Origin of the sequence: Brevundimonas sp., assembly GCF_023259385.1 — a bacterium.
In the GTDB taxonomy this organism is placed as follows: Bacteria; Pseudomonadota; Alphaproteobacteria; order Caulobacterales; family Caulobacteraceae; genus Brevundimonas.
Genome location: NZ_JAHFPF010000276.1, coordinates 1 through 4,462, shown reverse-complemented (window position 1 = coordinate 4,462; position 4,462 = coordinate 1). Strand labels below are relative to the sequence as shown.

Annotated in this window: 6 protein-coding genes; 4 read left to right on the top strand and 2 right to left on the bottom strand. The window is 67.3% G+C overall.

Annotated elements, in window-relative coordinates:
* Positions 1 to 231: 231 nt before the first annotated feature.
* Both Q0C81_RS16540 and Q0C81_RS16535 read right to left on the bottom strand, forming a co-directional pair.
* On the bottom strand, positions 232 to 645 hold the full coding sequence (locus tag Q0C81_RS16540) for a DUF2177 family protein (protein WP_291840520.1): 414 nt from the start codon (positions 643 to 645) through the stop codon (positions 232 to 234).
* Between the two features lie 13 nt (positions 646 to 658).
* A complete protein-coding gene (locus Q0C81_RS16535; RefSeq protein WP_291840517.1) occupies positions 659 to 1,684 on the bottom strand; it encodes a cyclopropane-fatty-acyl-phospholipid synthase family protein in 1,026 nt (341 codons plus the stop codon).
* Positions 1,685 to 2,300: 616 nt separating this feature from the next.
* Here Q0C81_RS16535 and Q0C81_RS16530 point away from each other — a divergent pair.
* The 4 genes from Q0C81_RS16530 to Q0C81_RS16515 all read left to right on the top strand — a co-directional run.
* The gene (locus Q0C81_RS16530) at positions 2,301 to 3,005 is read left to right on the top strand and encodes a CoA transferase subunit A (RefSeq protein ID WP_291840513.1); all 705 of its coding nucleotides are present in this window, start codon (positions 2,301 to 2,303) and stop codon (positions 3,003 to 3,005) included.
* Positions 3,006 to 3,034: 29 nt separating this feature from the next.
* Positions 3,035 to 3,409 carry a four helix bundle protein gene (locus tag Q0C81_RS16525; RefSeq protein WP_291840511.1) on the top strand — a complete coding sequence of 125 codons (375 nt, stop codon included), beginning with the start codon at positions 3,035 to 3,037 and terminating at the stop codon, positions 3,407 to 3,409.
* Positions 3,410 to 3,456: 47 nt separating this feature from the next.
* Positions 3,457 to 4,110, top strand: a complete 654-nt coding sequence (locus Q0C81_RS16520) for a 3-oxoacid CoA-transferase subunit B (RefSeq protein WP_291840508.1) — start codon at positions 3,457 to 3,459, stop codon at positions 4,108 to 4,110.
* A gap of 51 nt (positions 4,111 to 4,161) precedes the next feature.
* Positions 4,162 to 4,462: hypothetical protein (locus Q0C81_RS16515; protein WP_291840504.1), on the top strand; the 301-nt coding region annotated here is incomplete at its 3' end.

Sequence of the window (4,462 nt, the reverse complement as noted above, 5' to 3'; positions counted from 1 at the left end):
AGCCTGTCCGCCCAGCAGCAGGGTCGGACGGCGCATCCATTCGCGGCCGTCAGGCGTCAGCGCCAGGCCGGCGACCACGCCGACCACGAACACCGCCGTCAGTGCATTGATGCCGACCTTCAACGCGTCGTCCCCCGGAACTCCGTTTCGCCAGCCTTTTACCCTATCGGCGGCGGCCCGCCACCACGCGCCCGCGTGGCGCGAAGAAAAAGGTTAACCGGCGCCCCGAACTCAGCCCCAGCGCCCCTCCGCCCACCGCGCCACGAAATAGCCGACGGTCGCGCAGGTCGCCGTCAGCACCGTCCCCCAGGCCAGGTCGATCAGGGTCAGCTTCATCGACCAGTTGGCCAGCGTCGCCTGATTGGTCAGGTCATAGGTGGCGTAGCAGACGAAGCCCAGCACGGCCCCGTTGATCAGGGCCCGCGTCCAGTTCCCCTCCTTCAGCGCCGGGGCGACGGCCAGGAACACCGTCGCGCCGATGGAGATCAGATAGAAGGCCACCGCCGCCTTCATGTCCGGCTTGTCGGCCAGGATCGGCCCCAGAACGGGCTTGTAAAGCCGGTCCGTCATCGTCGTCAGCCAGACCGCGTCGATCGCCGCGAACGTCAGCCCCGCGCCCAGATAGGCGAACACATATTTCAGCATCGCATCTCTCCAATCAGGCCGGCTTCAGGCGGTAATGGCTGACCGCCCAGGTCTCGCCGCCGTCGTTTCCGAACAGGCCCGCCGTGGCCATGTAGAACCGCCGCCAGCGCCGCTTCCACAGCGCGGCGTCCGCGCCATAGGTCTCGCGCATCAGCGCCATCACCCGCTCGGGCTGGGCGTCCATGTTCTTCAGCCAGTCGTCGGCGGTGCGCTGGTAGTTCGCCCCGTTCCAGGTCCACTCCTGCTCGACCTCGAACAGGTCCGGGAACTGCCGCATCAGGCCCCGGCTGGGCATCACCCCGCCGGTGAAGAAATGCTGGGCGATGAAGTCGCCGCTGTCGGTGTGGTCGAACCGGTAAGGCGCGTCGCGATGGGTGAAGATGTGCACGAACATCCGCCCGTCCGCCTTCAGCCAGCCCCTCGCCCGCGTCAGCAGCGCCCGCCAGTTGGCCATGTGCTCGAACATCTCGACCGAGACGATGCGGTCGAACAGGTCTTCGGTCTGGAAGTCGTTCATGTCGCAGGTGATGACCGTCAGATTGGTCAGCCCCCGCGCCTTAGCCTGCGCCTCGATGTGGCCGCGCTGGCCGTGACTGTTCGACACCGCCGTGATCCGGCTGTTCGGATAGCGCTCGGCCATCCACAGGCTCAGCGAGCCCCAGCCGCAGCCCAGCTCCAGCACCGCCTGCCCGTCCTCCAGCCCGGCGTGCGCGCAGGTCTGCGACAGCGCCAGTTCCTCGGCCTGATCCAGCGTGGTCGTTGCGTCCGGATACAGGCAGCACGAGTATTTCAGCCGCTTGCCCAGACAGATCTGAAAGAACTCCGGCGGCAGCTCATAGTGCTGATCGTTGGCCGCGTCCGCGTGCTCGGCTATGGCGCGGGCGGCCATGTCGCGCGCGAACGCCGCCTCGTCATGCGGTCCCTCCCGATCCAGCCGCCGGCGCGCCTCGCTGACCAGGCTGTCGATGGCCGGCCGCGTCACGAAGTCCGGAAACGGCGCGTCCTGCAGGTGACGAATGGCGGCGTTGGCGATGTTCATGCACGGGATACGCCGGTCGGCGAAGTTTGGATGCGGGTGCGGAGGGTACGTCCATCCTTGACGCATGGCCGTGTCATCCTGCGGGCCATGATCCACGATCTCCTCCCCGACGATGGCCCCCGGGACCTGCGCACGATCCATCGCGTCGCCGCGGCCCGGGTCTCCACCGCCGTCCGCGGCGGCCGTGTTCGGGACGCCGTCCGTTGGGGCCGCGCCGTGAAGCGCGCCTTGCGGGCGCTCAGATTCGCCGCGCGCATCAGGGCCGGGACGGTCCGGAACTGGGTCTTGGACGACAGCGTGCGCCCGGACTGTCCGCACGCTTCGCACTCGACTTTTTCTGAACCGGCGGAAAAAGTTCTCGAACCGGCCGAGCCGACCTCCGCGCGCGATTCCGACCGCCGCCGGACCTTCCGCGAGGGCCGAAGGCGGCGATGAAGCGGCGTTTGAACCGTCATTCTGATGGCTATCGTCATCCCGGGGCGCGCAGCGAGCTCCGGGTCCCACCGGCGCGCGTCTCGCGCCGCGCGGTTCGGCGCCCTTGCCCCGCCCCTCCCCCCGCGTTAGGGACGACCAAAGGCTGTCGATATTCATCAGACAGTGAAAACATGAGGAAGCGATGCGGAAGATCTTCCCCGACGCCAACGCCGCGCTTGCGGGCCTGACGTTCGACGGCATGACCGTCATGTCCGGCGGCTTCGGCCTGTGCGGCATTCCCGAGAAGCTGATCGCCGGCCTGCGCGACAGCGGCGTGAAGGGGATCACCGTCATCTCCAACAACGCCGGCGTCGACGGCTTCGGCCTCGGCCAGCTGCTCGAGACCAAGCAGATCGCCAAGATGATCTCGTCCTACGTCGGCGAGAACAAGGAGTTCGAGCGCCAGTACCTCGCCGGCGAGCTCCAGCTGGAGTTCAACCCCCAGGGCACCCTGGCCGAGCGCATTCGCGCGGGCGGCGCGGGCATCCCCGCCTTCTTCACCGCCACCGGCGTCGGCACCCTGGTCGCCGAGGGCAAGGAAGTCCGCGAGTTCGACGGCCGCGACTACGTCATGGAGACCGGCCTCGTCGCCGACCTGGCCATCGTCAAGGCGTGGAAGGCGGACGAGCGCGGCAACCTCGTCTTCCGCAAGACGGCCCGCAACTTCAACCCGATGATGGCCACGGCGGGCAAGGTCACCGTCGTCGAGGTCGAGGAAATCGTCCCCGTCGGCTCGATCGATCCCGACCACATCCACACCCCGGGCATCTACGTCGACCGCATCGTCCAGACCGTGTCCGAGAAGCGCATCGAACAGCGCACGGTTCGGCAGAGGGAGAGCGTTTAGAAGAGGGTGTGGGGTGTGGGGTAAAGGGTGTGACCGAGAGGCTTTCCTCCTACCGTGAGCTAACTGTCTGGCGCGACGGGATCGCGCTGGTGAAGGCCTGCTACCTCATCACCCGCGCCTTTCCGAAGGACGAGCTGTTTGGCCTGACGTCACAGATCAGGCGCTCGGCGGTCTCCGTTCCCGCCAATGTCGCCGAGGGTTACGGTCGGGGTACTCGCAAGGATTACGTCAGGCACCTTATGATCGCGCAGGGATCGCTGAAGGAGTTGGAGACACACTTGATCATCGCCGCCGAAGTCGACTGTGCAGCGAAGAGTGACATCGAGCCGGTCCTGGGCCGCTGTGATCAACTCGGGCGCGGCCTCGGAGCACTGATCCGCTCTCTCAGAGCAAAAGACGACTGACGCTTCCCCCACACCCCACACCCCATCCCCCACACCCGGATCCCCCAATGCCCCGCACCCGTGAACAACTGGCCGAACGCGCCGCGCTCGAGCTGCAGGACGGCTTCTACGTCAACCTGGGCATCGGCATCCCGACCCTGGTCGCCAACTACATTCCGGACGGCATGGAAGTGACCCTGCAGTCCGAGAACGGCATGCTCGGCATGGGTCCCTTCCCCTATGATGACGAGGTCGACGCCGACCTCATCAACGCCGGCAAGCAGACCATCACCGAGATCCCCGAGAGCAGCTATTTCAGCTCCTCGGACAGCTTCGCCATGATCCGAGGCGGCCACATCAACCTGTCCATCCTCGGCGCCATGGAAGTGGCCGAGAACGGCGACATCGCCAACTGGATGATCCCGGGCAAGATGGTGAAGGGCATGGGCGGCGCCATGGACCTGGTCGCGGGCGTCAAGCGGGTGGTCGTGGTCATGGATCACGCCAACAAGCACGGCCAGTCCAAGGTCCTGAAGGCCTGCACCCTGCCGCTCACGGGCACGGGCGTGGTCAGCCGCATCATCACCGACCTGTGCGTCTTCGACGTCAAGCCGGAGGGCAAGGGCCTTGAACTGATCGAACTGGCCGACGGCGTCACCCTTGAGGAAGTCGCGGCGAAGACCGAGGCCGGCTACACCGTTGCCGCGGGCCTGAAGTCGTAGTTAACCTTTCACCCAGGCGGACACAGAACCGCTTGGGGTGGGAGTAAGCTTATGGCGGACGGGGCCTATCGCTGGCTGGGCAATGCGCCCGCGCCGGACGCCGCGCGGGTGGATGCGATCCACGACGCCTTCGACGACGCGCGGGCCCACGCCTTCGCCGAGCCGGTCCGCGCCGGAGCCGTCGAGAAGATCGAGCGCGCCCTGGCCGCCGCCCGCACCGGCGACCTGACCGAGGCCCACGCCCGGCTGACCCACGCCCGCTCGGTGCTGGCGGACCTGCGGCCCGAGGCGCTGGAGCCGCGCCGCGGACTGGCGGGCCTGTTCGACAGCCGGGGCGGCCGCCTGAAGCGCT

What these genes read in the sequence shown, in the direction of transcription:
- Q0C81_RS16540 (WP_291840520.1), bottom strand. Translation starts at nt 645, where the DNA reads ATGCTGAAATATGTGTTCGCCTATCTGGGCGCGGGGCTGACGTTCGCG.
- Q0C81_RS16535 (WP_291840517.1), bottom strand. Translation starts at nt 1,684, where the DNA reads ATGAACATCGCCAACGCCGCCATTCGTCACCTGCAGGACGCGCCGTTT.
- Q0C81_RS16530 (WP_291840513.1), top strand. Translation starts at nt 2,301, where the DNA reads ATGCGGAAGATCTTCCCCGACGCCAACGCCGCGCTTGCGGGCCTGACG.
- Q0C81_RS16520 (WP_291840508.1), top strand. Translation starts at nt 3,457, where the DNA reads ATGCCCCGCACCCGTGAACAACTGGCCGAACGCGCCGCGCTCGAGCTG.